The organism is Methylocaldum sp., from assembly GCF_039794385.1.
In the GTDB taxonomy this organism is placed as follows: Bacteria; Pseudomonadota; Gammaproteobacteria; order Methylococcales; family Methylococcaceae; genus Methylocaldum.
The window spans coordinates 1-3346 of the sequence record NZ_JBDIVO010000438.1 but is presented as its reverse complement, the minus strand read 5'-3'; the positions used below and the strand labels follow the sequence as shown (position 1 = coordinate 3346).

Annotated in this window: 2 protein-coding genes; both read right to left on the bottom strand. The window is 60.3% G+C overall.

The genetic code is table 11. The features are described from left to right. Nucleotides 1-577: 577 nt before the first annotated feature. Nucleotides 578-1414 (bottom strand): hypothetical protein, encoded by an 837-nt coding sequence (locus ABJK70_RS22305; protein ID WP_347259173.1) that lies wholly within the window; start codon nt 1412-1414, stop codon nt 578-580. 70 nt (nt 1415-1484) lie between these two features. Beyond that, the coding region (locus ABJK70_RS22300; RefSeq protein ID WP_347259172.1) for an RHS repeat-associated core domain-containing protein at nt 1485-3346 on the bottom strand (1862 nt) is incomplete at its 5' end.

Sequence of the window (3346 nt, the reverse complement as noted above, 5' to 3'; positions counted from 1 at the left end):
CGGCAGTTGCCACGGGAAATCCGCTAACACGGCCTGTCGGTCCCTATCTGACAACCCGGGTCTGAGTAGACCAGGCAACGGATATCCACTCCGCTCCATCGCGGCAAGGATCCGGCCAAGGGCATTGTTTAAACAGTCGTCCACGGCAGAATGAATAAAACACTCAGTGTCAATCGGTTGGCCGGTCATTAGATCGGCGTTTTCCGAACTGGGAGCAAAGGCGCCGCTGCGCGGTACGCGCTGATGAAGCCATTGCAACTCGAGTATTCGGTGGGATTGATGTACCGCGTGTTCGATACGTCTCCGAGCGGATTGTACGCCAGGCTCATGTGGACGATCTCGCGGCACGCGCTCGAAATGCCCGCGAAAAAGCCTCACAGGCAGGTTGAAGAACGAACAGGTCCATCACCCGCGGCGTGCTGCCCGGCAACAAACCATCGCGAAACTCACGGAAAAGGTCGAAGTGCTTTACAACCGCCATCGGCGCCAAGCTCAACTGAACGATCGGTTACCCGCGGCCCTCACTCAATTGAGCCCGGTTTCGGGTGTGTGCAGCGAGATGCCAGAGGAAGCCGCCTTAGTAGCCGTAGTACGCGGAGGCGTCGCAAATCCGGAAGAAGCCGTCCTCCTCGATGATGTACAGCGACACCGTGTATTCGTGTACGAACATGCCGTTCGGGGTGCAGACACTGATGATCTGAAACCTGGACAGGCCGCGCTGCTCGTTACGGTGGATGCCTTTCGGCAGCTTCATGTGGGCACTCGCATCGACACCCGAGACGTCGCCGTTGTACACGGTTACCACCTCGACGTGGTCGAAGTAGTCGAAAGGCCCGAACTCCTTCTCGAGGTTGCCGATGCGCGTCAGTAGCGTTTCCAGCGTCTGCCCCTTCGCCGCGCGCGGAGAAAACAGCCCGGCGATCCGGTCATGATGGCCGGCGACGAGGTGAAACGCGAATTGATGGGTGAAGGCGCGGATGCGTTCCGCAAGCAGCGGGGCACTCTCCTCGCCAATGAAGCCAGGCGTACACTCACCGACGATGCGCAACGGCTCCTGCCGTTTCATGGTCGCCCAAACGTATCCGGGTGCGATCTCCTCGATGCCTGAAGGATCAATGCGGTCGCAGAAACGACCCGCGAGGTTATTCTCCTTGCCTGCGATGCCATTGAACCGGATTCGATAATTACCCGGAAAATCGAACACGGGTTTGCTCCAGTATACCGATCTGCCTTCCGCGTCCACCAGGCTGAAAAGATCTGGGGACTGGAGAAAACGCAAGGTTGTCTCCGCTGCGTCCCGCTTGATCTGGCCTTTGCGGTCGGCAAAGATCTTGAGAGCATCCTCCAATGACACATCTCGTTGCGAGATCAGCAGTTCCAGGAAGCGCTTGTCTTCTTTGGGTGTAAAAGGCATCGACCGTCTCCGGGATTCATGTGGTCCAACTTTGAACGCGAGCTTTTCGCCGAATACTAAGGATAGACGACTACTGGGCGCTCGCCATGATGGGTATGATTCCCTTGCTGGCGGCGGCGGTTGTCAGCAGTTTCGTAAGTTCCAAACTTTCGGCGCCATTCGTTCCATTCAGCAGCGCGACGAAGATCGCGGTGCGGGAATAGACCCGCTGCTTCGCGAACTCGGCAATCTGCTCGAACTGGTTGCGCTGCCTGCCACCGTTCTTCACATAAGCGTTATAGAACGTTTTCAGCCGCCACTTGGTTTCACCGATCAGGTACGCTTTGAGTCTTCTTTCTTCTAGGTCTTCTGGCGGGGTTTTGCTGATCACGAAATCCGGCTTCGCCGAGCCGCGCTTAGCGAACCCGCCGTTGCCGCCGCCCGGGCAACCATAGCCGTTGTTCGTGGCGGACCCGCCCGCAATCGTCGGCTCGAACCAGACGATGTCCCGCATCACGTCCGGGAATACCGAGCAGACAAACTGCTGCACTTTCTGCTCCCAGATGCGGCCCGCCTCGCCGGGATTGGTAACCCCGATGAAGCCCCAAGGATTGAAGCCCTCCAGGGCGGTGAAATTGCGCAGTGCGCTGACCAGCAGCGAGCCGGCAACGCTGCGCGCCTTGTCGATGAAATAATCCTTGGCGATATTGACTGCGATGCTCCGCAACGTCGCCTGAATGTTGATGCTGATGTTGACGCTGACGAGCGTAAAACGCCCGGTCGGGTCGGCGAAGAAATACGGGTTCGAATTGGCGAACTGATAGCGGTTCAGGCTCTCGGGCTCGAACAGATCCGGCTCGGCCGGATCAGGGGCCAGGAAGCGGCCGGTGACAGGATCGTAGTCCCGGGCACGGAGGTCGTACAAACCGGTAGCGGCCTCGATCCATTGGCCATGGAATCGGAAGTCGCCGCCAGCATCCGCCGGCAGGCTCATGTCCCCGGTGGCGTCCACCGGTTGGCCGAAGGCGTCGTACTTGGTCGTGCCGACGACGTTGCCCGCTTCATCGGTGATGCCGATCACCGAGCCCATCGCGTCGGTCAAGTAGTAACGCGTACTACCGCCGCTGCTGCGCTGCAGCGGCTCGTTGCCGGCATAAACGTAGGTCTGTAGCAGATTGGAGGCGCCGTCAAGCACCGCCTGGGGATTGTCATACGAGCCCAGCACCCCGGGAGCCTTGAGGAAGCGCCGCGTGCCGGCGCCGTCGACGGCGGCAATCCGCCGCCCGGCGGCGTCGTAGGTATAGCCGATCATGCGTCCGCCAAAATCGACCGTTCGGATCTGGCCAGCGAAGTTATAGGCTAAAGCCGCATCGAGACTACCTCGATCGATGCGACGGGTTCGGCCGTCGGCATCGTACTCATAGCTTTGCGGTTCCGCTCCGTCCGCCGACAGCAGTCGGTGCGCGGCCCCGTAGCTGTAATCGGTCCTGGCACCATCGACGATGCGGGCGATCCGGTTGCCGGTTTGGTCGTATCGGTATTCGATCCGCCGAATGAGCTGATCGGTGGCGTCGTGGAACGCCTCTTCGGTCACCCGCAGTGCCGCATCGTAGGTCAATTGTACATAGCTGCCGTCCTGCCAAGTCACGCGATTCGGCTCGCCGCCCGGATTGCGACTGTAACTGACGGAACTCAGGATCGTGCCCGAGGCGTTCGCGTGGCTGATGCCGACGATCTGATCGCGCAGATCGTAGGTATAGGTCGTTGCAACGCCGTTCGGCATCGTGCGCTTTGCTAGCCGACCCGCTTGATCGTACTCGAAACGGGTCTCGCCTCCGTTGGGATCGACCACCCGCGTCAAGCGGCCCGCGCGATCGTAGTCGTCACTGGTCCGCCGGGTCCGCCTGCCGTCCCGATTGGCGACCGTGTGGCGGACACCACGGCCGGCCACGT

Excerpts from the sequence above, each read along its gene's own strand:
- ABJK70_RS22305 (WP_347259173.1), bottom strand. The coding sequence starts at position 1,414 with ATGCCTTTTACACCCAAAGAAGACAAGCGCTTCCTGGAACTGCTGATC.